Source organism: Salicibibacter cibarius, from assembly GCF_016495725.1.
Taxonomy (GTDB): Bacteria; Bacillota; Bacilli; order Bacillales; family Marinococcaceae; genus Salicibibacter; species Salicibibacter cibarius.
The window spans coordinates 2904294-2924597 of sequence record NZ_CP054705.1 but is presented as its reverse complement, the minus strand read 5'-3'; the positions used below and the strand labels follow the sequence as shown (position 1 = coordinate 2924597).

General features: G+C 47.7%; 22 protein-coding genes and 3 pseudogenes. 15 read left to right on the top strand and 10 right to left on the bottom strand.

Annotation, left to right across the window (positions count from 1 at the left end):
• From carB to pyrE, 5 genes are read left to right on the top strand one after another with little or no spacing between them, the layout of a single operon-like run.
• Nucleotides 1–3177 (top strand): carbamoyl-phosphate synthase large subunit, encoded by a 3177-nt coding sequence (gene carB, locus HUG15_RS14845; protein ID WP_200123841.1) that lies wholly within the window; start codon nucleotides 1–3, stop codon nucleotides 3175–3177.
• Nucleotides 3174–3953 carry a dihydroorotate dehydrogenase electron transfer subunit gene (locus HUG15_RS14840; RefSeq protein WP_200123840.1) on the top strand — a complete coding sequence of 260 codons (780 nt, stop codon included), beginning with the start codon at nucleotides 3174–3176 and terminating at the stop codon, nucleotides 3951–3953. The genes carB and HUG15_RS14840 overlap by 4 nt, the downstream gene beginning before the upstream one ends.
• Nucleotides 3950–4876: a dihydroorotate dehydrogenase gene (locus HUG15_RS14835; protein WP_200123839.1), complete on the top strand. Its 927-nt coding sequence runs from the start codon at nucleotides 3950–3952 to the stop codon at nucleotides 4874–4876. The genes HUG15_RS14840 and HUG15_RS14835 overlap by 4 nt, the downstream gene beginning before the upstream one ends.
• Entirely contained in the window at nucleotides 4873–5589 is a 717-nt protein-coding gene (pyrF, locus tag HUG15_RS14830) for an orotidine-5'-phosphate decarboxylase (RefSeq protein WP_200123838.1), read from the top strand. The genes HUG15_RS14835 and pyrF overlap by 4 nt, the downstream gene beginning before the upstream one ends.
• Complete coding sequence (gene pyrE, locus HUG15_RS14825; protein WP_200123837.1) at nucleotides 5582–6229, top strand: orotate phosphoribosyltransferase; 648 nt, start codon at nucleotides 5582–5584, stop codon at nucleotides 6227–6229. Before pyrF ends, pyrE begins: the two co-directional genes overlap by 8 nt.
• 431 nt (nucleotides 6230–6660) lie before the next feature.
• Here pyrE and HUG15_RS14820 read toward each other — a convergent pair whose 3' ends face one another.
• The 4 genes and pseudogenes from HUG15_RS14820 to HUG15_RS14810 form a co-directional block, all read right to left on the bottom strand.
• Complete coding sequence (locus HUG15_RS14820) at nucleotides 6661–6816, bottom strand: hypothetical protein (RefSeq protein ID WP_200123836.1); 156 nt, start codon at nucleotides 6814–6816, stop codon at nucleotides 6661–6663.
• A 96-nt stretch (nucleotides 6817–6912) separates the two neighbouring features.
• Nucleotides 6913–7122, bottom strand: a pseudogene (locus HUG15_RS23705) (recombinase family protein); the annotation flags it as partial.
• Between the two features lie 83 nt (nucleotides 7123–7205).
• Complete coding sequence (locus tag HUG15_RS14815) at nucleotides 7206–7919, bottom strand: Crp/Fnr family transcriptional regulator (RefSeq protein ID WP_200123835.1); 714 nt, start codon at nucleotides 7917–7919, stop codon at nucleotides 7206–7208.
• Between the two features lie 337 nt (nucleotides 7920–8256).
• Nucleotides 8257–8478 (bottom strand): cation transporter, encoded by a 222-nt coding sequence (locus HUG15_RS14810; protein ID WP_200123834.1) that lies wholly within the window; start codon nucleotides 8476–8478, stop codon nucleotides 8257–8259.
• 335 nt (nucleotides 8479–8813) lie between these two features.
• On the opposite strand from HUG15_RS14810, the pseudogene HUG15_RS23700 reads away from it, so the two are divergent.
• The 4 genes and pseudogenes from HUG15_RS23700 to HUG15_RS23695 all read left to right on the top strand — a co-directional run.
• Nucleotides 8814–8870, top strand: a pseudogene (locus HUG15_RS23700) (hypothetical protein); the annotation flags it as partial.
• A 57-nt stretch (nucleotides 8871–8927) separates the two neighbouring features.
• Entirely contained in the window at nucleotides 8928–9131 is a 204-nt protein-coding gene (locus HUG15_RS23395; protein WP_211202231.1) for a universal stress protein, read from the top strand.
• Between the two features lie 3 nt (nucleotides 9132–9134).
• Nucleotides 9135–9263, top strand: coding sequence for a hypothetical protein (locus HUG15_RS23390; RefSeq protein ID WP_281393507.1), 129 nt, complete (start codon nucleotides 9135–9137; stop codon nucleotides 9261–9263).
• A complete protein-coding gene (locus HUG15_RS23695) occupies nucleotides 9260–9424 on the top strand; it encodes a universal stress protein (RefSeq protein WP_200123832.1) in 165 nt (54 codons plus the stop codon). The genes HUG15_RS23390 and HUG15_RS23695 overlap by 4 nt, the downstream gene beginning before the upstream one ends.
• 23 nt (nucleotides 9425–9447) lie before the next feature.
• Here HUG15_RS23695 and HUG15_RS14795 read toward each other — a convergent pair whose 3' ends face one another.
• On the bottom strand, nucleotides 9448–10332 hold the full coding sequence (locus tag HUG15_RS14795; RefSeq protein ID WP_200123831.1) for a prenyltransferase: 885 nt from the start codon (nucleotides 10330–10332) through the stop codon (nucleotides 9448–9450).
• Nucleotides 10333–10350: 18 nt separating this feature from the next.
• Nucleotides 10351–10848, bottom strand: a complete 498-nt coding sequence (locus tag HUG15_RS14790; RefSeq protein WP_200123830.1) for a hypothetical protein — start codon at nucleotides 10846–10848, stop codon at nucleotides 10351–10353.
• A 42-nt stretch (nucleotides 10849–10890) separates the two neighbouring features.
• On the opposite strand from HUG15_RS14790, the gene HUG15_RS14785 reads away from it, so the two are divergent.
• From HUG15_RS14785 to sdhB, 6 genes and pseudogenes are all read left to right on the top strand, one after another.
• Complete coding sequence (locus tag HUG15_RS14785; protein WP_211202230.1) at nucleotides 10891–11397, top strand: MFS transporter; 507 nt, start codon at nucleotides 10891–10893, stop codon at nucleotides 11395–11397.
• Between the two features lie 19 nt (nucleotides 11398–11416).
• Nucleotides 11417–11701: a PAS domain-containing protein gene (locus HUG15_RS14780; RefSeq protein ID WP_246516358.1), complete on the top strand. Its 285-nt coding sequence runs from the start codon at nucleotides 11417–11419 to the stop codon at nucleotides 11699–11701.
• A gap of 419 nt (nucleotides 11702–12120) precedes the next feature.
• Entirely contained in the window at nucleotides 12121–12696 is a 576-nt protein-coding gene (locus HUG15_RS14775) for a Crp/Fnr family transcriptional regulator (RefSeq protein WP_246516357.1), read from the top strand.
• Nucleotides 12697–12738: 42 nt separating this feature from the next.
• Nucleotides 12739–13257, top strand: a complete 519-nt coding sequence (locus HUG15_RS14770) for a hemerythrin domain-containing protein (RefSeq protein ID WP_200123826.1) — start codon at nucleotides 12739–12741, stop codon at nucleotides 13255–13257.
• Nucleotides 13258–13288: 31 nt separating this feature from the next.
• The gene (locus tag HUG15_RS14765; protein ID WP_200123825.1) at nucleotides 13289–13765 is read left to right on the top strand and encodes an immunoglobulin-like domain-containing protein; all 477 of its coding nucleotides are present in this window, start codon (nucleotides 13289–13291) and stop codon (nucleotides 13763–13765) included.
• Nucleotides 13766–13856: 91 nt separating this feature from the next.
• A pseudogene (gene sdhB / locus HUG15_RS14760) lies at nucleotides 13857–14613 on the top strand (succinate dehydrogenase iron-sulfur subunit).
• Between the two features lie 152 nt (nucleotides 14614–14765).
• Here the strand turns inward: sdhB and HUG15_RS14755 are convergent.
• The 4 genes from HUG15_RS14755 to HUG15_RS14740 form a co-directional block, all read right to left on the bottom strand.
• The gene (locus tag HUG15_RS14755) at nucleotides 14766–15092 is read right to left on the bottom strand and encodes a hypothetical protein (protein ID WP_200123824.1); all 327 of its coding nucleotides are present in this window, start codon (nucleotides 15090–15092) and stop codon (nucleotides 14766–14768) included.
• A gap of 355 nt (nucleotides 15093–15447) precedes the next feature.
• On the bottom strand, nucleotides 15448–15990 hold the full coding sequence (locus tag HUG15_RS14750) for a hypothetical protein (protein WP_200123823.1): 543 nt from the start codon (nucleotides 15988–15990) through the stop codon (nucleotides 15448–15450).
• A gap of 765 nt (nucleotides 15991–16755) precedes the next feature.
• Complete coding sequence (locus HUG15_RS14745; protein ID WP_200123822.1) at nucleotides 16756–17904, bottom strand: dicarboxylate/amino acid:cation symporter; 1149 nt, start codon at nucleotides 17902–17904, stop codon at nucleotides 16756–16758.
• Nucleotides 17905–18507: 603 nt separating this feature from the next.
• Complete coding sequence (locus HUG15_RS14740) at nucleotides 18508–20211, bottom strand: Rqc2 family fibronectin-binding protein (protein WP_200123821.1); 1704 nt, start codon at nucleotides 20209–20211, stop codon at nucleotides 18508–18510.
• Nucleotides 20212–20304: the final 93 nt, after the last annotated feature.

Genomic DNA, 20304 nt, shown 5'->3' with positions numbered 1-20304 from the left:
ATGCCAAAACGCGACGATATCAAAAAAGTGCTCGTCCTCGGGTCCGGCCCGATTATCATCGGACAGGCGGCCGAATTTGATTACTCCGGCACCCAGGCTTGCCAAGCCTTAAAAGAAGAAGGGTATGAAACGGTGCTCATCAATTCAAACCCGGCGACGATCATGACGGATACGAATATGGCAGACAGCGTTTATATTGAACCGCTCACGTTTGAATTTGTGAGCCGTATCATCCGGCAAGAACGTCCGGACGGTCTGATTGCCACCATGGGCGGGCAGACAGGTCTGAATTTGGCGATGGAATTACATGGCGAAGGCGTGTTGGAACAATTCGGCGTCGAATTGCTCGGCACCGATTTGGACGCCATACGCGAAGCAGAAGATCGCGACGCCTTCCGCTCATTAATGTATAAACTCGGGCAACCCGTTCCCGCGAGTGATATCGTCCATTCGCTGGAGGAAGGCGAGGCATTTTTGGAAAAAATCGGTTTGCCCGTCATCGTCCGTCCGGCTTATACCCTTGGCGGCACCGGCGGTGGCCTCGTCGATACGTGGGAACAATTTCGCGAAATCCTGGAAACAGGGCTCGCAAACAGCCCCGTACACCAATGTCTCGTTGAAAAAAGCATCGCCGGCATGAAAGAAATGGAGTATGAAGTTGTGCGCGATGCAAATGACGATGCCATGATCGTCTGCGACATGGAAAATATCGATCCGGTTGGTATCCACACAGGCGATTCCATCGTCGTTGCGCCCAGTCAAACGTTACGGGACCGTGACCAGCAACGGCTTCGGGAAGCGTCGCTTACGATCGTTCGCGCCCTCGGCATCGAAGGTGGCTGTAACGTGCAGTTTGCCCAGGCCCCTGATAGCGATGATTATTATGTCATCGAAGTAAACCCTCGCGTGAGCCGATCGTCGGCACTTGCATCCAAAGCAACCGGCTATCCGATCGCAAAAGTGGCGGCAAAAATCGCGGTTGGCTATCATTTGGAAGAATTGCAATCCAATGTTGAACCGAGCCTTGATTACATCGTTACAAAAATTCCGCGCTGGCCGTTTGACAAGTTCGCTTCCGCCAATCGCAAGTTAGGAACGCAAATGAAGGCGACCGGCGAAATCATGGCCATCGGTCGCACATTCGGAGAATCGCTCTTAAAAGGCATACGTTCCCTTGATACGAAAGAAAATCACTTGCTCGTCGACGATTATCGGGAAATGAGCGACGAGGAATTGGAAGGGAAATGGAAAATCGCCGATGATGAACGGCTTTACGCCCTCACGGAAGGGTTTCGCCGCGGCTATAGTGTCGATGCCATTCACGCCGCAACCGCCATCGACCGTTTCTTCCTTTTGCACATGGAAACGCTCGTACGCTTGCACGAAAAGCTCGCGGATGACCCATGGAATGAAACGCTTTTAGATGAAGCAAAAAGCAACGGGTTTTCCGATCAACAAATCGCGAAACTTTGGGATGCGAGCGAAGCGCGTCTTCGCAGCTTCAGAAAAGAAAACCAGATCGTCTCAACGTTTAAAAAGGTCGACACGTTTTCGGATGGACGCGCAGCGGAAATGCCTTATTTTTACAGTACCTACAAAGGGGAAAATAAATCGATAAAAAGCAGAAAACCATCGGTGCTCGTTCTCGGTTCAGGCCCAATTCGCATCGGGCAGGGCGTGGAATTTGATTATGCTACTGTCCATACAGTGTGGGCGATCCAGGACGCCGGTTATGAAGCCATTATTATGAACAATAACCCGGAGACGGTTTCAACCGATTTCAGCGTTTCCGATAAGTTATATTTTGAACCGCTCACCTTCGAAGAAGTCATGAATGTCGTCGATCATGAACAGCCGGAAGGCGTCGTGGTGCAATTCGGTGGACAAACGGCGATCAATCTTGCCGAACAACTGGCAGACGCGGGCGTGTCCATTCTCGGGACCACCCTCGAAGATATGGACCGTGCCGAAGACCGAGACAAGTTCGAAAAGGCGCTAAAGCAATTGGACGTCCCGATGCCGCCGGGGAAAACGGCCACGTCAGTGGAAGGGGCAATTGACGCTGCTGCCACTCTCGGATACCCGGTTCTCGTCCGTCCTTCTTATGTGCTTGGCGGGCGGGCGATGGAAATCGTCGAGAATGAACAAGAACTCAAACGCTACATGGCGGAAGCCGTTCATGTGCATTCGGAGCATCCGGTGTTGATTGACCGCTACTTTTTCGGAAAAGAAATAGAAGTGGATGCCATCTCCGATGGTAAAAACGTCTTTATCCCGGGCATGATGGAACATATTGAACGGGCGGGTGTCCATTCCGGTGACTCAATCGCCGTGTATCCTCCGCAAACACTTGCTGAACAGGTGAAGGCAAAAGTTATCGACCAAACCGAGAAGCTTGCCACAGGGTTAAACATCATCGGGCTTTTAAACATCCAATTTGTCCTCTATGAACATGAAGTGTTTGTCATTGAAGTGAATCCGCGCGCAAGTCGGACGGTGCCATTTTTAAGCAAAATGACCGGCGCGCCGATGGCGCAGATTGCCACCCACGTGATACTGGGGCAAACACTGCCGGATCTGGGCTATCATGAACGTATCCAGCCTGAACCGGACCGCGTAGCTGTGAAAGCACCCGTGTTTTCGTTTACGAAACTCCGCCGTGTCGACATCCATCTCGGACCGGAAATGAAGTCAACCGGTGAAGTGCTCGGTCGGGATCTAACGCTGGAAAAAGCGTTGTATAAAGGATTGGTCGCTTCCGGCATGAACATCCCTCGCGAAGGACAAGTGCTGTTTACGATCGCCGATAAAGACAAGGAAGAAGCGGTAAAACTCGCCGCCCGCTATGAACGTCTCGGGTTTCAAGTACTGGCAACGGCAGGAACGGCCGCCTTTTTAAACGAGAAAGGCATCGATGCGGAAAGCGTCCATAAAATCGGCGAAGGCTCCCCGAACATTGTCGAGCGCATCCAATCCGGTGGCGCCCAACTTGTCATCAATACGTTAACGAAAGGCAAACAACCGGCCCGTGACGGGTTCCGTATTCGCAGGGAAGCAGTGGAACACGAAATTGTCTGCTTAACGTCCATGGATACGGCTTTCGCCCTCTTGCACGTCTTGGAAATGATGTCGTTTGCCGCGGAGCCGGTGCCTGCGCTTCAAGGGGTGAAGGCATGAAAAACGAGCAAATGACGGTGAGGGAAAATAAAACCATTGCCGAAAAAACTTATGAAATGACGCTATCCGGACCGCTCGTGGAGCATCTCGTAAATCCGGGCACCTTTTTGCACGTTGCTGTACCGGGAGATGATCTCGTATTACGTCGTCCGATCAGTATTGCTGCTGTTGATCAGGATGCGGGTACATGCACGATTGTGTATAAAGAGGAAGGTGAAGGGACGAAGCGCCTGAGCAGGTGCCGCGCGGGTGACAGTGTTGACGTGTTTGGGCCCCTTGGCAAGCAGGGATTCCCAGCCGAGCAGCCAAGTCCGGGGGACGATGTGTTAATCATTGGCGGCGGTGTCGGTGTCCCTCCGCTTTATTACACCGCGCGTGAGCTGGCAAAGCGAGACGTATCCGTATCGGTCATTCTCGGATTCCAAACAGCGACGGCCGTTTTTTATGAACAGGCGTTTCGCGAACTTCCCGACGCTGACGTGCGCGTTATGACCGATGACGGCAGCAACGGACATGCCGGAACGGTGATTGATGCTTTGAATGAACGTCCGTCCCCGCCCGATTGGTTATTTGCCTGTGGCCCACGCGGAATGTTGCGCGCGATTGAAGCGCACGCCGCACACTCGAAAACAAACGGATATGTATCACTCGAAGAACGCATGGGGTGCGGCATCGGCGCTTGTTTTGCCTGCGTTTGCGAAACAGGCGATCACACGTCTTACCGGAAAATTTGCCGTGACGGCCCTGTTTTTCGTTTCAAGGAGGTGGTGTTATGACAGGAGTGGACCCTCGATTACACGTTACATTGCCTGGTTTAACGATGAAAAATCCGGTCATGCCCGCGTCCGGTTGCTTTGCCTTCGGACGGGAATACGCGGAATTGTTTGATCTGAGCAAGCTTGGCGCTGTCGCGATCAAAGGGACGACCGGAGCTGCACGCTTAGGGAATCCGACGCCGCGGGTGGCCGAAACGCCTTCCGGCATGCTGAATGCCATCGGCTTGCAAAACCCGGGGGCGCAAGCGGTGCGAGATGAAGAACTTCCATTTCTGGAAGGCTATGACGTACCTGTCCTTGCCAACGTCTCCGGTTCCACCCCCGAGGAATATGTGCACGTTGTCAAGACGTTGACGACTGCGCCGAATGTGGGCGCGTTTGAACTAAACATTTCGTGCCCGAACGTGAAAGAAGGCGGCATTCAATTCGGAACCGATCCTGAGGCAGCGGCAGCGCTGACGACCGCTGTAAAGGCTGTGAGCACGAAGCCGGTTTACGTGAAGTTATCCCCGAACGTTACCGACGTCACGGCCATTGCGCTTGCCGTGGAAGCGGCAGGCGCGGATGGGTTGACTTTGATTAACACGCTCGTTGGCATGCGGATCGATGCAAGTACAGGGAAGCCCGTGCTCGCGAATGAAAAGGGCGGGCTTTCCGGCCCGGCAGTAAAACCGGTCGCGCTTCGCATGATTCATGACGTGCGGCAAGTGACTGGGCTCCCGATCATCGGCATGGGCGGCATCCAATCGGCAGAGGATGTGATTGAATTTTTGTTTGCCGGGGCTGATGCTGTCGCGGTTGGGACCGCCAACTTTTCTAACCCTTTCGTTTGCCCGACGATCATCCGGGAATTACCGGCGTGGCTGGATCAATTGGGCTTGGAATCTATCGGCGCATTCCGCGAGCAAGGAGCAAACATATGAAGCCGTTATATATCGCCTTGGACATGGAAACGAAGAAGGAAGCCATGGATTTTCTCGATCAGTTTGAAGAGAAACGACCGGCAGTGAAAGTGGGCATGGAGTTGTTTTACGGGAACGGACCGGGGGTTATTCAGGCGTTAAAAGAACGAGGACACCCGGTTTTTCTCGATTTGAAATGCCACGATATCCCGAAAACGGTGGAACGAACGATGCGCACCCTTGCCAGTTTCGGCGTGGATCTTGTAACCCTTCAAGCAACAGGCGGAAAAGCAATGATGGAAGCGGCAAAAGAAGGGCTGATGAAAGGCACGCCGCCGGGGCAGGAGGCGCCGAAATGCGTTGCGGTGACCGCGCTGACGAGTACCTCTCAACGCCAATGGAATGAAGAACTGCTCATGGAGGGTGACCTCGGAGATGGGGTGCTTCATTTTACGGATTTGGCGTTGCAAGCCGGGCTTGACGGCGTCGTCTGTTCAGTGCAAGAAGTTGAAGGTTTGCGTAACCGTTTCGGAGAAGCCGTTTATACAGTAACCCCAGGGATTCGCATGGCCGGTTCGGACGCCCATGATCAAAAACGGGCAGCAACCCCGGCACAAGCGCGTATTTCCGGAAGCAACGCCATCGTCGTTGGGCGCAGCATAACAGAAAGCAACCGCCCTTTAGAAATTTATAGAAAAATATGTAAAGAATGGATGGGAAATAGCCATGGATAAAAAGACAGAACTGGCAAGTAAACTGCTCGATATTGGCGCCGTTTCCTTGCAACCGAATGACCCGTTTACCTGGTCTTCGGGGCTGAAAGCGCCCATTTATTGCGATAATCGCTTAACACTGTCGTTTCCCGCGTTGCGGACGAAAATCGCCGAGGCTTATAGCGATAACATTCGGGCGCATTTTTCAGAAGCGGATATCGTCGCCGGCACTGCCACAGCGGGAATTCCCCACGCGGCGCTCGTGGCCGACCGTTTGGACATGCCGATGGTGTACGTGCGCGGGAAAGCGAAAGGGCACGGAAAACAAAATCAAATTGAGGGATCTGTGAGCGCCGGGCAAAAAGCGGTCGTCGTCGAAGATTTGATCTCTACGGGGGGAAGCGCGATTGATGCGGCCAAGGCGCTTGAAGCCGAAGGTGTAGAGGTTTTGGGCATTGTCGCGATCTTTTCCTATGGGCTCGCCATCGGTGAACGAAACCTCGCGGAGGCCGAACTGAGCCTGGAAACGCTCACGGATTTCGACGCACTCATTGCGGCTTCCATTCATAACGGAGTGATTGTTGAAGAAGACCGGGACGTGCTCAGGACTTGGCAGTGGGATCCGGAGACATGGGAAAGCGCCATGAAAGCCGATCGATAAAAAAGGCTGGATGATCACGCCGGATTATGACAGGAAAGAACTTATTCTGTCACGGACATAATCTGGCGCTTTTCCGGCTTATTCTGTTACTTTCCATGGATAATCTCTGGATACGTGTTCCAATTAACTTATCAGCCGAAAACGCTTTGATATCAGCCAAATTTTGCAATATATCAGCCAAAACCATCAATATATCAGCCATTCCGACATGGTGGGGATGACTATTTGCTACTTTGTTTTGAACGCATGGGATGAGTCGGGTTTGGTTATTCGAAGGTTATTTTTTCTAATTTGAGTCATCTGGATTGGATGGATCCGGCATGTACAGTTTTTTTGATCCGTCTGCCACTGCTCGTGCCAATGCGAAAATCGTAAACCTTAGATATGACAGCTAACATCCAATCCACGTGTCTCTATCTCGCGCGAATAACCTATCTGCTACTTTTCCGTCTTGGTTTTTTCCCGGTTCGTGTCATGTCTCGCAACTGTGTGTTAATTCTCCTTTGATACGTGCGCTCACCGCCGATAATAAATAGCGTAGCCATCACAATAAAGAATAAGCCCAGTATAACATATGCAACAATCATGAAACTTCCATCTCCTTTTGCTTTGTGCGTTCTAATCTGATAAGGGGTACGGAAACGATTTGTGGATTGAGAGCAAAAAAGGAAAAATATTTATCATCATATCCCTTCCTTATAAAAATTCACGGCATAGTTCATCCCTTCATGTCTTGAATGATATTTTTTATTCGATCCCGATATTTACCCTCTTTTTTGGCAAGCCCTATTCCTTCACGTTGACGCATTAGGATAAGGTCATGTTCTATTCGATTAACCCCACTCATAACGGTGTCATTAAAAACCCACACTATAGGGATTGTCTTCAAATAAGATCGGCCTCTATGCTTTTGCGGAGGCACGTGAAAATCTCATCCAAATATCTAAACATCTTAACCAAACGTCTCGAGATTTCGTCACACCAATAACAGCAGAGCATCCAAATCAACGATTCTAATTTTTTTATTAGATATTTGTTGGATCAATCCCTGGTCCTCCAGAATTGTTAATCTCCGGCTGATCGTTTCGGGCGTGGTGCCTAAATAGGAGGCCAGATCAGCTCTAGTCATAGATAATTCCAGCGTGTCACTATCGGGGTCCCTATTGGCTAATTCTGCTAGAAATAGCACGATTCTTGTTTCTACTTTTTCATTCGCGAAGTGTGCTGTTTGCTTTTCAGAACGATCGAGGCGCTGGGAGAATTCAGTTAACATTTTCAGTGAAATTGCCGGGTACTTGATTAAAAAAGTTTGTAAGTCATTGCGGTGGATCTTACAGACTTTTGTATCGACCATCGCTTCTGCATAAGTGGTGTGTGTGGATGCATTAAACAAGGCGTATTCGCCGGTGAAATCACCGGGATGCATCAAGGAGACGAGGTGTTCTTTCCCGCCTTCTGATAACCGGTATATTTTCACTTTCCCAGTGTTGACAATATAAAGGGCATCGGAAGCCTCACCGTCTTGGAAAATGAGTTCACCCTTTTTGTAACAGGTGGATTGGACCGTTTGCATGACTTCTTCCATTTGCATAGGTTCCAAGTGGTTAAAAATCGGAACAATAGACACGCATAATTTTACCCTATTAATATGTGAACAGGCGTCGTGATCGTTCACTCGTTCGCTCTCCATCTATTTTCCTCCTTTGTTCCAAATAGGAAGGGTGAGCGTTAGCAGATGCGGCCCCGTTATTGTGATGTACTTATACCGGTTTGGTTTCGGTAGCTTTTTCGCCCTTTGTATTCCACGAGTTCGATAATTTTAGAGAACGTCGTATCATCGTCAACTTTCTCCGCCTGGACGGATAATAATACGATCCCCTTTCACAACGTCTTCAACCGATACCGGAGTGACCATCTCTGTTAACAACTGCTTCTTGCGGTGCCATGTCGACTAATTTTTTGATGGATGAACGTTAAACGGTTCGTTTGTTTATGAACCGATTTTATCATTTTCAACGCTTCCTTTCCTAGGCTGTTGTTTTGGATATCATCGGATAATCGAGATCCGCAAGTAAGTTTTCTAAGTGCTCAACATCCGTTTCTGACGAGTCATACCTCACTAATATTTTTCCTAATTGTCCATAGACGTTAACCGCTGATATACCTGATTGCTGGTAGAATCGATCCTCGAGTTTTTTGGCACAACCGATACAAGTAATGGGGTTTATGCTAAATAAAACTTTTGCCATTTATTTTCGCCCTTTCGTTTTTATTAAAAGGATGCTCGGCATATGACCGGGTACAGACGCTTATCGTGCCATCACGTTTTCATCAATTTGTGCTTTCACTTTGCTGGTATTAAAGAGGACTTGATCTTTCACGTCGTTCATCTTTTTTTAATTCCTTTCGATTTTCTTAATGCACGATGGACAAGTGAGTGTTTCCAATTCAAATTTAACAGTTTTCATTTTTCATCTCTCCTCGTATGGATTTGATCTACTTTAAGTGTACGGGACATCATTCAAACATTCTTTGATTCAGATCAAGATTTGGCTCCTTATTGCTGCTGCAAACCCGAAATTAATTGGGGGGGGGCCGAAACGCAGTTGATCGCATACTGGTTGGCAGCGTAACGGAAGCCAGTGTACGTCGAGCGTCCTGTGATGTCCTTACCGTCAAAGGTCAGGCAACGGACACCTTGTACAATAACCTCCTAGTCGCTGTTGATGGATCAGAAAAAGCATTGACAAAAGCTATCGCGGTAGCAAAAACATACGAATCGTCACTTAAAATCGTTCATGTCGTCGAGATTCATGCGAGCCCCTATGCTCATACTGTGTTATCTGTGTATCAACAACAAGACAATAATGAGGAAGAAACGGAGCAAAACATGGAGCACTAACTGATGCTGGAACAGTACAAAAGGCAAGCGAAAGAACAAGGGGTTAACGATGTTGAGATCATTCTCTATTACGGCAACCCCCGGGTTGAAATACCACAACGCTCACCATTCAAAATGACACCGATCTGTTGATCACCGCCGCGACAGGACGGGGAGCAGCGCAACGGGGTTTTACTGGAAGCGTGATCAGTACATCTGTGCATCACGCCCCTTGCGATGTTCTAACAGTGAACTATTCTCTGTTACGACAATCCTTTAAAGAAAACCCAACAGAGGCTTACCGTTCAAAATGACCGGATCGGTTGAAAACGGCGGGTTATTGAAAAATAATCATGAGAATCAAAATGAGACTGTGCGCGCCATGATGGAAGGCGGCAAGATTCATCGGGTTAAATCGATCATGGGCATAAAAATGGCGGACAAGTGCGATAGCAACGGGTAATGATGCGATTACCAAAATCGATTGGAAGATGAGCAGACTGCTCATGTAGGTAGCAGTTAAGATCACGACAAGCAAACGCTTGGCAATTTTCCTGCCAATACGGATCGGCACCGTCCGGCGGGTGGTGCTGTCTTTTTTGATATCACGAATGTTATTCGTCAAGATCAAGGAAGCCATTAACAACGCGAAGGGGATCGCTAAAAGCATCGTTTCTGCCGTGACAGGAGCCCCTTGCACAAGGACAGCAATCATAAGCGGCAAGGGACCAAGGCTAATAGCAGCGGCGATTTCCCCAAGGCCTAAACTGGACAGGGATCGTCTGCCAGCTGAATAACAATAACCGATAACGAGGCCGATAATGCCGAGCGGAATAATCCAAAAACTGCTCGCTTGTGCGAGCCAGAGTGTGAGGACGGAAACCAACGCAATCAGTGAGAGGGAGACATAAGGCACATGCGCATATTTTGGCCCTTGATGGCAAGTGGTCGGAACCGAAATGTGCCATTTCCCTTCTTCTTGCCCTTTCATATAATCAAAATAATCATTCAGCATATTCACGGCAGCCTGGATCAGCACACTCGTGATAATTAAAACAATAAAAAGAAAGACATTTACCTCTACATATTGGGAAGCAAGCATCGTACCGGCAATCACAGCCATGATCGATCCGGTTAAGGTTGGCGGCCGAATCAGCCGAAACCATGAAGCATGATAAATATAGCTGTTGGGCATGTTTCGATAGCCGAATAATTGTGCCATTTTAAACGCACCTCCGTTTTAAAGCATGATCATTAATGTGAGTAGAATGACAAAGCCGAGTCCCTCGACGCTTTCCAGTAGGGCTAAGGCGAATAATGAATGATTTAAGGGTCTGGAATACCCATTTTTGGCAGTTGTCCATAAATGCTCGGTGGATAAGATTTTAATGGCTTGCCGGTAGCCGACAAAGGTCCCCCAAAATAACGTCATAATACCGATGAGGAGCGCTGCAAACCAAAGATTCCCGTACGTGGTGTGCCAGAGTGCCTCCCAGCTTTGCACCGGTCCGAGAACGGTTCCGAGTGCTGTACCAGTTACTATAACGCCCGCCCCTGCCAATGTGAAAAAATGATGGCTATGTTTTAAGATAACGGCGAGTGTTTGACGTTGCTCCCGTACGACTAACGTTTTTACCGCGGGAAACACGCCCCAACCAATGAAAAGCAAACCGCCAACCCAAATGATCGCGAGAAAAATATGGGCCCATAACACGGATTGATAGAGTGTCCAACTCACTGGCCACCACCCCCCTCAATGTCATTATGAAGGATGTCGTCGATGTTTTCCTTGACGGAGATCAAGATTTATTGGAAAAGCATGGACATGCTAGCCACCTTTTTGCGACCGGTGAGTGGTCTATTGGCCGACCGTTTGTCTGCGACCTATCTATTAATGGCTGTGTTTTTGATCATTACGTTGGGGGCACTCCCCCTTGCATTTGAGCCGGCTCTATGGCTGTTTACGATTGGTTGCTTGGCGATTGCTGCCAGCGGCGGGATTGGTAACGGTGTGATTTTTAAACTTGTGCCATCCTTTTTTTCTAAACAAGCCGGTATGGCAAATGGGGTTGTCTCCATGATGGGCGGCTTAGGAGGTTTTTTCCCGCCCATCGTGTTAACCTCCATTTTCACGTTAACTGAAAGTTATGCGATTGGATTTATGGCCTTTTCACAAACAGGGCTGGCTTGCCTTATCCTCGTGATCTGGTTCCATTTTCATGGCAAACTCCATTTATCACGGGAGGTCATCGACTCCCCCCCCTATCGGTGTAATGATCACGAATAAAAAGGGGAGAATTATCGCAGTGAACCCGGCGTTTACGGGAATAACTGGCTATGAAAAAGAGGATGTGATCGGCAAAAAACCGAATGTTCTGCAATCCGGCAAACAATCCGATGACTTTTATACTAACCTTTGGCAAAACCTAAACGAACAAGGGGAGTGGCAAGGGGAAATGTGGAATCGCCATAAAGATGGCAGTTTGATCGCGGAATGGCCGACGATTCACGCTATTCGAGATGAAGCAGGGGAGGTTAATCAATACGTTGGTATGTTCAGTGATATAACCGATCAAAAAAAGGGAAGATAAAGAACGCAGAGCCACTTCAACTCATATGAAGTGGTTTTTCTTGATTCATATCAAGATTATTTTAGCAGATAAGAAAGTATAAACCGACTTTCTTACCTGCATAAGTGCAACTAAGGCTTTCTCCATAAAGTTTGGCGAAAGCCAAGTTTTCTAATGTTCTTTTATATTTTTGACATATTAGGTAAAATGGCATTATGGGAAACGAAAACTTTTTGCGCGACAATCATTCTAGGAATCCGAACATTCGTTGATGTTTTATTCATGAAACAACGAAAGGGGAGGGCTCTAATGAATCGTGACAGGTCAACTCTTACTGCAAATACTTCTTTTTTTCCCCAGACAGTTTGTCCATGATGAAATCGATCATGCATATTAAGACGGTCCTTGCCAATGATTTGCTTTTTCAAGAGGGAAGCGTGATGAACAAGTTGTATTTTGTCTTACGAGGGAGGGTTTTGGTCTCAAAAGTTAATGAGGAAGGGAAACTGCTCGTCTTTCATTATCACTTTAAGAATGACTTATTCGGCGAGTTTAACCCGCACGGAGAACATGAAAGTGCATTTACAGCCCGAGCGGCCGTTGATTCAGTGATCGGCGTTATACACCAAGATGAATTCGAAGCCCTTTTGAAGACAAACGGCGATGCGGCTATGGCGTTTACGCAATGGCAAAGTATGAAGCGTATTACTGAATACAAATTCCGCGATTTGATGTTTCATGGCAAAGAAGGGGCGCTAGCCGCAACATTACTACGAACGGCAAATACATACAGGAAGGAAAACGACCAACGTGTGATAATCACAAGGACGTTTACCGATCGCGAATTTGCAGAAATGCTGGGCACGTCCCGAGAAACGGTTAATCGCTTGTTGGCGTCCTTTAAGCGGAAAAAAATCATTACGGACACAGAGGGGTATATAGAAATTTTGGATGAAACGAGCCTGAAAGCGTTATGTCAATGCGAGGAATGCCCGGTTTCTATTTGTCGGTTATAATGAAAAAGAGTAGAAGAGAATATAGAAAAGGAGGACGATGCAATGACCGAAAAAAGAAGAAGAGGTGTTCGAAGGCACGAGGCTTTATTTCCATTGTCCCATCACCATCAAAATGGTCTAGCCACCGCGCTTTATTTAAAACGGGCGGGAACCGAAGAAAGTGAATTTAGCCTTGATGCGATCAAGGGGAAATTAAAGCTATATTGGGAAGAGGGCGGACAGCAGCACTTTCGGGATGAAGAAGAACTTTTGTTGCCGGCGTTTGCCAAATATGATGCGCTTCAGCAACCAGAAATCTCCGAAATGTTAATCGAACATGTGCAGATGCGGGCGTTGGTTAACCAAGTGTTAGAAGCGACCGAAAACGAAGTGGATGATATGCACCAACTGGGAGATATATTGGAAAAACATATTCGCAAAGAAGAACGCGTGATTTTTCCAATGATTGAAAAAGCTCTCCCGGAAGAAGATTTACAGGCCCTCTACCCGCACTTCCATCAAATAGACACCCCGGAAGAGGGCGTTTTCTTTGATAAGGATAGAGGGACTTCCCAAGCGTAGGGACGCACCATTACATCGGAGGGGAATACGTTTGAAAAAAAGATGGATGGTCATGGTTTTACTGGGACTGATCATTGCTTCCGCATGTCAGTCTAACAGCCTCTCCACCTTGGATGAGCCGGTTCCCGATCAAAAACAACCTTCCTCGGCTGATGGCTTAAGTATCGTTTTGGAACAAACAGAGTACCCCGAGGCACCTGATACCATGCAAGTCACTTTAAAAAATGTTAGTGAAGATACTTATGAGTATGGGGAGTTTTTCCAATTGGAACAAAACCTTGATGGAAAATGGTATATTGTACAATATTCAGATGCTGTTTTTTATCAAAATCCTCGATTTACCAATATGGGCGTGCATTTGCAACCGGGTGACACGGTCACACAAATATACTCCCCCGAAACACTCGATCTCCAACTTCCGGAAGGAACCTATAGGCTTGTGAAAACGTTTACCCATAGTGATCCAACCTACACGGTCTCTATTGCCGCTCCTTTTCGCGTACATTAGCCTCAAATAGAGATGCATACTTGGATTCCCATGCATTGAAAACGATCGTTAAATGACTGGAAACCGTTTTGAGAATGAGGAGGAATCTCCCATGAGTGAAGAGCAACACGTGCGTTTTATTGTGACAAGACAGGATCATCCAGATGCTTCGCCCTATACGGAGACGATTGATAGTCCCTACCGGCCGAATGAATGTGATCAGCGCGTTGATGGAATTTCGACGCGATCCGGTCACTGCTGACGGGATGGAAACATCACCGATCGTTTGGGACATGAACTGTCTGGAAGAAGTATGCGGTGCTTGTTCCATGATTATCAACGGCAAAGCGCAACAATCTTGTACGGCCCTCATTGACGATTTTGAACAACCAATTCGCCTGGAGCCTATGAGGACGTTTCCGGTCGTTCGCGACCTGATTGTCGATCGCAGTCAGATGTTCGATTCTTTGAAGAAAGTCAAGGCGTGGATCCCGATCGACGGGACGTACGATCTTGGACCGGGACCGCGCATCCCGGAAAACCGTCGCCAATGGGCCTATGAACTCTCAAAATGTATGACTTGCGGTGTCTGCCAAGAGGTCTGCCCGAATGTCAATGACAATTCAAGTTTCATGGGCCCTGTCATCTCATCCCAAGTTCGTTTGTTTAATGCCCATCCAACCGGTGAAATGAATAAGTCAGAGCGATTGAATGCCTTTATCGACGAGGGCGGCCTTCAGGGGTGTGGCAACTCCCAAAATTGTGTGGAGGCTTCCCCGAAAGGGATCCCGATTACCACATCGATTGCTGCGGTCAATCGTGATCAAACCATGCAGGCGTTTAAAAATTTCTTTGGGTCTGATCGGTAACTACACTGGTTATTGATCATGTCACATGCTATTCGATTACTAATTTTACGTATTTCCTTCTTTCCATTTTGCATGTGCATATTATGTATAAAATAGAAATCAATAAAAAAACGCCTATACCATTAAAAGTGGCAGGCGGACGTTTAAAGCATTTATCTTATTTGGTTTTTCATGACTTCTGAAATTGTATGCAGGGCCTCCGCTGTCTTACGATGGGTTTCTTCCATCTTCGATAGACGCACACTCATATCGATGTGTGACGATTCCAGGTTTCCGATGCGACGGTTGTGTTCCCTTTGGTTCGTTTCTATGTTTTCCAGCCGTTGGTCAACATGATCAAACCGCTGATCAATACTTTCAAACCGCCGATCAATGCTTTCGAAGCGTTTATCGATCTTATTAAACTGCTCGAGCATCAGTTTTCTAGTATCGGTCATTAATTGGAAGAGTTGATCAAAATCATTATTATCGTTTCCCATTTTGGTTCACCCCTTTTTATGATTTTACCATACTTTTTTATATCGGTGGCATACGAATCTCGTTGTTTTGGGAATAGGTGCGTGCGGATAAGGTGGGTTTGGTTATTCGAAGGTTATTTTTTCCAGTTTGATTAATCTGGATTGAACAATGTCAGCGCCGCATTCCCCTTCAAAATCTCCGATTTAGTGGGGGTTAGGCGCTCTTTTTTTAATTCTTATTTGTAACAAAAAAAAGATTACTAAAAAGACTAGATTCAGGAACTAATGTTTGATACAATGTATATATCATATAAAGCACCGCCCAATTAAGAGGCATGGACTTTATATTAGTTCCTTGACAAATGGATATATGAGGTTATGTCGAAAAAACGTTCGACATGTAAAATATCCGACGTTTAAAATCCTTGTTAGAAATAACGAGGTTCGCATTGTAGACAAAAGTTTCTATGCTGCGAATAAGAACATTTCGGAACTTGTCTTCATTCATTAGCCTGAATCTGGCGTAGGTCTTCCCGAAGGGAGTGACAATGCGAGATATTGAGCTGTATTTAAGATAAGGGATGCTCCAACAAAATCTTTGATTTAGTTGGAGAGGTTCACTGGATCCGACTGTTCGTTGGTGTATGGAAGCCAGGTCAGGGATGGATGTACCGGCATCTAATGCTAAAGTTAGATCTTTATCCTCTTTTTGCGTCCAAGCTTTTCCCGCGTTTTCGGGTAGTTGCCGGGAGCGAGCTTCGTATCTGTCTAATCTTTCCAACCCCTTAATGGCAACAAATAACGCCCGTATAGTTTCCGGGTTTTGGTACGGGCTATCCTCCGGAAATACTTCTCCGGTTTCCGGGCTAATCCCATCGGCAAGCAAAGACACGATATTAATGGCTTCTTTCGTATTCATGGACGTCACACTCCTCATATACATTTTTTTGATCCGTATGCCACTGTTCATTATTATTCGACATAAATCAAAAAAACCCTCCCGCCTTATATGTGAAAATTATGCTAAAAATGATTTTATGAATTCATTCATTCCAAGGGAGGCTCCTTTCAAAAAATGAACCCGAAAGAATTTAGATGGCATCAGCGGTTTCAAAATTTTAAGAAAGTCTATAACCAATTTCACGAAGTGATGAAACGGGTTCATCAACTGAGCACATTGGAACAGGAAGGTCTGATACAGAGGTTTGAATCAGGCGCGTTGATTTACCTTAAAATGCCTTCACATAGGTGACCATGGTCGATCACGTAGGAATCCAAGGTATCTTAGTGCAAATGTTATCTATCGGAAGTTTCTAATGATAGAAATACCTTTCGGTACGAAACGAGAAACCAATGCTTAGTATCAGATGAGTCCTCAGTGACAAGATCTGCGGACTTAAGGCGTTGTTCAGCAGCCAAATGAGTCCTCAGTGGCAAGATCTGCGGTCTCAAAGCGTTGCTCAGCAGCTAGATGAGTCCTCAGGTTCGGGTTTTGGGGACTCATAATGGTAGCAGAACGCCAAATTAACATCTTTTTCATCTTTAATAGGCTTTACGAAGCATCATATTAGTTTAAGCGATTTTATCGGATAAATTTGGATAATCAACGCGTCTGTTATAGAGTAAATGGTAACAATCGTAGAAGCGAAAGCCCGTTTAATGGCTCTCGCTCTCATTGGATCCTTCAACTATTTTTTCCAAGAAACCGATCGATCACAAGCGCGATTGCCCCGTCGCCGGTAACGTTACATCCTGTACCTAAGCTATCTTGCGCCATGTATAGCGCGATCATGACGCCGACGGCCGCTTCATTAAAACCGAGCATCGACGTCAAAAGTCCGGAAGCGGCGATAATCGCTCCGCCGGGAACGCCCGGGGCCGCGATCATAATGACCCCGAGCGCGAGAATAAACGGAAACATCTCCCCGAATGTCGGAGAAGCCAATCCGTCGAACAGCATCATCACCGCCATAGTGGCGATCGTAATCGTCATGGTACTGCCGGCGAGGTGAATGTTCGCCCCAAATGGAATGACCGATTCTGCAACACTGTCATCGACGTTATTCCTTTTCGCTTGTTCGGTCGTAACCGGAATCGTAGCCGCGCTTGACATGGTACCGATCCCGGTAAAATAAGCGGGCAGCATCGTTTTTAATAATTTAAATGGATTGCGGCCCGTAATGCCTCCTGCAATGGAAAAAGCACCGATCAAGTACAGCCAATGGGTGATCAAAACGAGCAACAGTACGAGACCAAAAGATGCCAAAGTTTCCCAGACAGTGCCCTCAGCCGATAGTTCGGCGAAAATACTCGCGATGTAAAAAGGCAACAAAGGAATGACGACTGCCCAAAGCAGTTTGACGATGATATTTTTTCCTTCTTCGAAAAAACGCTGTAATGTCGTTGCTTCTGTTTTCGCGATCCCAATCCCGAAAATAAACGCTGTAAAGAGAGCGGTTAAAATATCCATCGCGGGCGGAATTTCAAATTCCAACAGCGAAGAAAATCCGTTGCCTTCATCGATGGCCGAGGCATCGCCGCTAATGAACAAAGGAAGGATCAATGCTGCTACGACAAAGGCCAACACACCTGCAACAACCGTCGACCCGTACGAAATCCCCGAGGCCCAGCCGAGCAATTTGCCGCCATCTTTTCCCATTCGACTAACGCCGCTCGTGATAAAAAATAAAATAATGAATGGTACGACATATTCCAAAAATTGGCCAAAGATCAGCTGGAACGTCATGATGTATTCCATAACGCCCTCATTGACGATGAAACCGATTACAATCCCGGCCACGACACCTGCCAATAGTTTCAAGATAAGCCTCATTGTTAACCTCTCCCTGCCTTAAATATTTACATAAAATTAAAAAATATCTATGCTTAACATAGATTACCAGAGAAAAGGGGGAATTGACCAGTCCCTTTTTCGAGATGAGCCCCGAATCCAGGAACAGCAGCACAGTCGTACGGTTGCCCTGAATTTATGGAGCCTGGATTGGGAGCGGTCGGCTTCATAGAGTCGCCATAAGGCGTTCATGAAGCCCGAAACCTGGGAACCCGTTCTGTTTCGGTCGCCATGGAGCGTACATGAAGCCCGAAACCTGAGAACCCGTCTAGTTACGGTCGCCATGAGATGTTCATGAAGCCCGAAACCCGAGAGCGCGTCTAGTTACGGTCACCATGAGGTGTTCATGAAGCCCGAACCCCGAGATCACGTGCTGTTTCGGTCGCCATGAGATGTTCATGAAGCCCGAACCCCGAGATCGCGTCCAGTTTCGGTCGCCATGGAGCGTTCATGACACCCGAAACCTGAGATCACGTCCTGTTTCGGTCGCCGTGAGCCGCCCATGAAGCCCGAAACCCGAGAGCGCGTGCTGTTTCGCTCTCCATAACGTGCTCATGAAGCCCAAACTCGCCCCGCCCCTCTCCTTCACTGCCGCAACTTCCGCACGGTACCCGCGTCCGGGGTGACGAACACCGTTTTCTGCTCGTCGTAGGTGACAAAGCCCGGTTTGGCACCGTTCGGCTTCTTCACGTGACGGATGAGCGTATAGTCGACCGGCACCGATCCCGAATCGCGTGCTTTGGAATAATAAGCGGCGATGCCGGCAGCTTTTTCGAGCGTATCGTCATTAAATTCCTCGGCGCGGATGACGACATGGGAGCCCGGAATGTTTTTCGTGTGTAGCCACGTGTCCGATCGTCTCGCGAGCCTGCCTGTCAAGTATTCGTTTTGCTTGTTGTTTTTTCCGACGAGAATCTCGATGCCTTCGCTTGATTCATAGCGGTCGAGCGTCGGCTTTTGTTGGTTCTTTTTCCGCTTTTTGGATGGCTTCGCCTTCAAATACCCTCCTTCTTCCAACTCCTCGCGAATGTCGGCGATATCTTTCGCTTCGATGCTATCCAACTGTTGCAGGAGGCTGTCAAAATAATCAATTTCACGCCGCGCGCTTTGCCGTTGCTGCTCCACGGCTTTTCCGGCATTTTTCGCTTTGTTGTAGCGTTGAAAATAGGCTTGCGCATTATCGGCCGGTGCTTTTTCCGGATCAAGTTCAATGTGAATCGTCGGAGCCTCTTCATCGTAGTAATCTGTCACTTCAGCAACGCTATCCCCCGGACGGATCGTGTGCATATGGGCGGTTAGCAGTTCGCCGAGTTTTTGGTTTTCCAAATCGTTTTCCGCCTGCTCGGCCGTTTCTTTTAGTTTTTCGAGCTTCTTTTCATTGCGGTTTCGTTGGTTGCGGATAAAGCGTTCCAAGTCAAACGCCTGTTGTTTCACGCGATCGCGCTCTGCTTTTCCTTCATAAAAGGCAAATATCATCTCATTAGCGCTTGAAAATGTCTCTTTGCTTCCATCTTTATGCGTCAACGCCACGACATGAAAAAATTCTTTCGTTTCGTCATACACGATCGTCGGCTGCAATCGAAAGTCTTTCATGGTGCGCATCATTTCCGTGAAACTGTCCGCAAGCCGCTCCTTTTCCCCAACGCCTGCCCGATGGACGATTTCTTTCGCGAGGAGCGGCGACATGCCCGTAAACTGTTGCACGAGTTGCCGGTCCAATTTGCCTTGATTGAAATCGAGGGCGCGCAGTACGGTATCTTCGTCCGCCTCCAACGGGTTCTTTTTCTGTTGGTCGGGAGGTGTCTCATAAGCCCGCCCCGGCAAAAGCGTTCGATAGCGGTTGACAGACGCCGGTACGTGCTTCATGCATTCTACAATTTTGTCGTCATTATCAATAAGCAACAGGTTGCTGTGCTTGCCCATCAGTTCCATAACGAGCCGTTTATTTTCCCGATCGCCGATTTCATCCGTCCCTTCAATGTGTAACGTGGCGATCCGTTCAAGCCCGTCTTGTTCGATGCCGCGTATAAAACCGCCTTCGAGATTTTTTCTAAGCATCCGGCAAAACATCGGTGGTTCTGCGGGCCCCGAATCTGCCGTAGGACTAAAGTGCAGGCGGGCAAAACTCGGATGGATGGAAAATAAAATTGTATGGTTGCTTCCGCTCTTTCGGACGGTCATATTCAGATCAGTAGCGGTCGGTTGTTTGATTTTCGTGATTCGTGCCCCTTCAAGCGTTTCCTGCCATTCATGGAGAACGCTGCGCAGGACAAATCCATCAAAAGACATGGCGATCATCCTTTCTCACTTTTACCAGTATAGCATGTTTCCCCCACCCGCTGAATAGGATGAATGAGAAGTCCAAGCTGTGGGGTGTAAATG

Excerpts from the sequence above, each read along its gene's own strand:
- carB (WP_200123841.1), top strand. The coding sequence starts at position 1 with ATGCCAAAACGCGACGATATCAAAAAAGTGCTCGTCCTCGGGTCCGGC.
- HUG15_RS14840 (WP_200123840.1), top strand. The coding sequence starts at position 3,174 with ATGAAAAACGAGCAAATGACGGTGAGGGAAAATAAAACCATTGCCGAA.
- HUG15_RS14835 (WP_200123839.1), top strand. The coding sequence starts at position 3,950 with ATGACAGGAGTGGACCCTCGATTACACGTTACATTGCCTGGTTTAACG.
- pyrF (WP_200123838.1), top strand. The coding sequence starts at position 4,873 with ATGAAGCCGTTATATATCGCCTTGGACATGGAAACGAAGAAGGAAGCC.
- pyrE (WP_200123837.1), top strand. The coding sequence starts at position 5,582 with ATGGATAAAAAGACAGAACTGGCAAGTAAACTGCTCGATATTGGCGCC.
- HUG15_RS14820 (WP_200123836.1), bottom strand. The coding sequence starts at position 6,816 with ATGATTGTTGCATATGTTATACTGGGCTTATTCTTTATTGTGATGGCT.
- HUG15_RS14815 (WP_200123835.1), bottom strand. The coding sequence starts at position 7,919 with ATGGAGAGCGAACGAGTGAACGATCACGACGCCTGTTCACATATTAAT.
- HUG15_RS14810 (WP_200123834.1), bottom strand. The coding sequence starts at position 8,478 with ATGGCAAAAGTTTTATTTAGCATAAACCCCATTACTTGTATCGGTTGT.
- HUG15_RS23390 (WP_281393507.1), top strand. The coding sequence starts at position 9,135 with ATGCTGGAACAGTACAAAAGGCAAGCGAAAGAACAAGGGGTTAACGAT.
- HUG15_RS14795 (WP_200123831.1), bottom strand. The coding sequence starts at position 10,332 with ATGGCACAATTATTCGGCTATCGAAACATGCCCAACAGCTATATTTAT.
- HUG15_RS14785 (WP_211202230.1), top strand. The coding sequence starts at position 10,891 with ATGTTTTCCTTGACGGAGATCAAGATTTATTGGAAAAGCATGGACATG.
- HUG15_RS14775 (WP_246516357.1), top strand. The coding sequence starts at position 12,121 with ATGAACAAGTTGTATTTTGTCTTACGAGGGAGGGTTTTGGTCTCAAAA.
- HUG15_RS14770 (WP_200123826.1), top strand. The coding sequence starts at position 12,739 with ATGACCGAAAAAAGAAGAAGAGGTGTTCGAAGGCACGAGGCTTTATTT.
- HUG15_RS14755 (WP_200123824.1), bottom strand. The coding sequence starts at position 15,092 with ATGGGAAACGATAATAATGATTTTGATCAACTCTTCCAATTAATGACC.
- HUG15_RS14750 (WP_200123823.1), bottom strand. The coding sequence starts at position 15,990 with ATGAATACGAAAGAAGCCATTAATATCGTGTCTTTGCTTGCCGATGGG.
- HUG15_RS14745 (WP_200123822.1), bottom strand. The coding sequence starts at position 17,904 with ATGAGGCTTATCTTGAAACTATTGGCAGGTGTCGTGGCCGGGATTGTA.
- HUG15_RS14740 (WP_200123821.1), bottom strand. The coding sequence starts at position 20,211 with ATGTCTTTTGATGGATTTGTCCTGCGCAGCGTTCTCCATGAATGGCAG.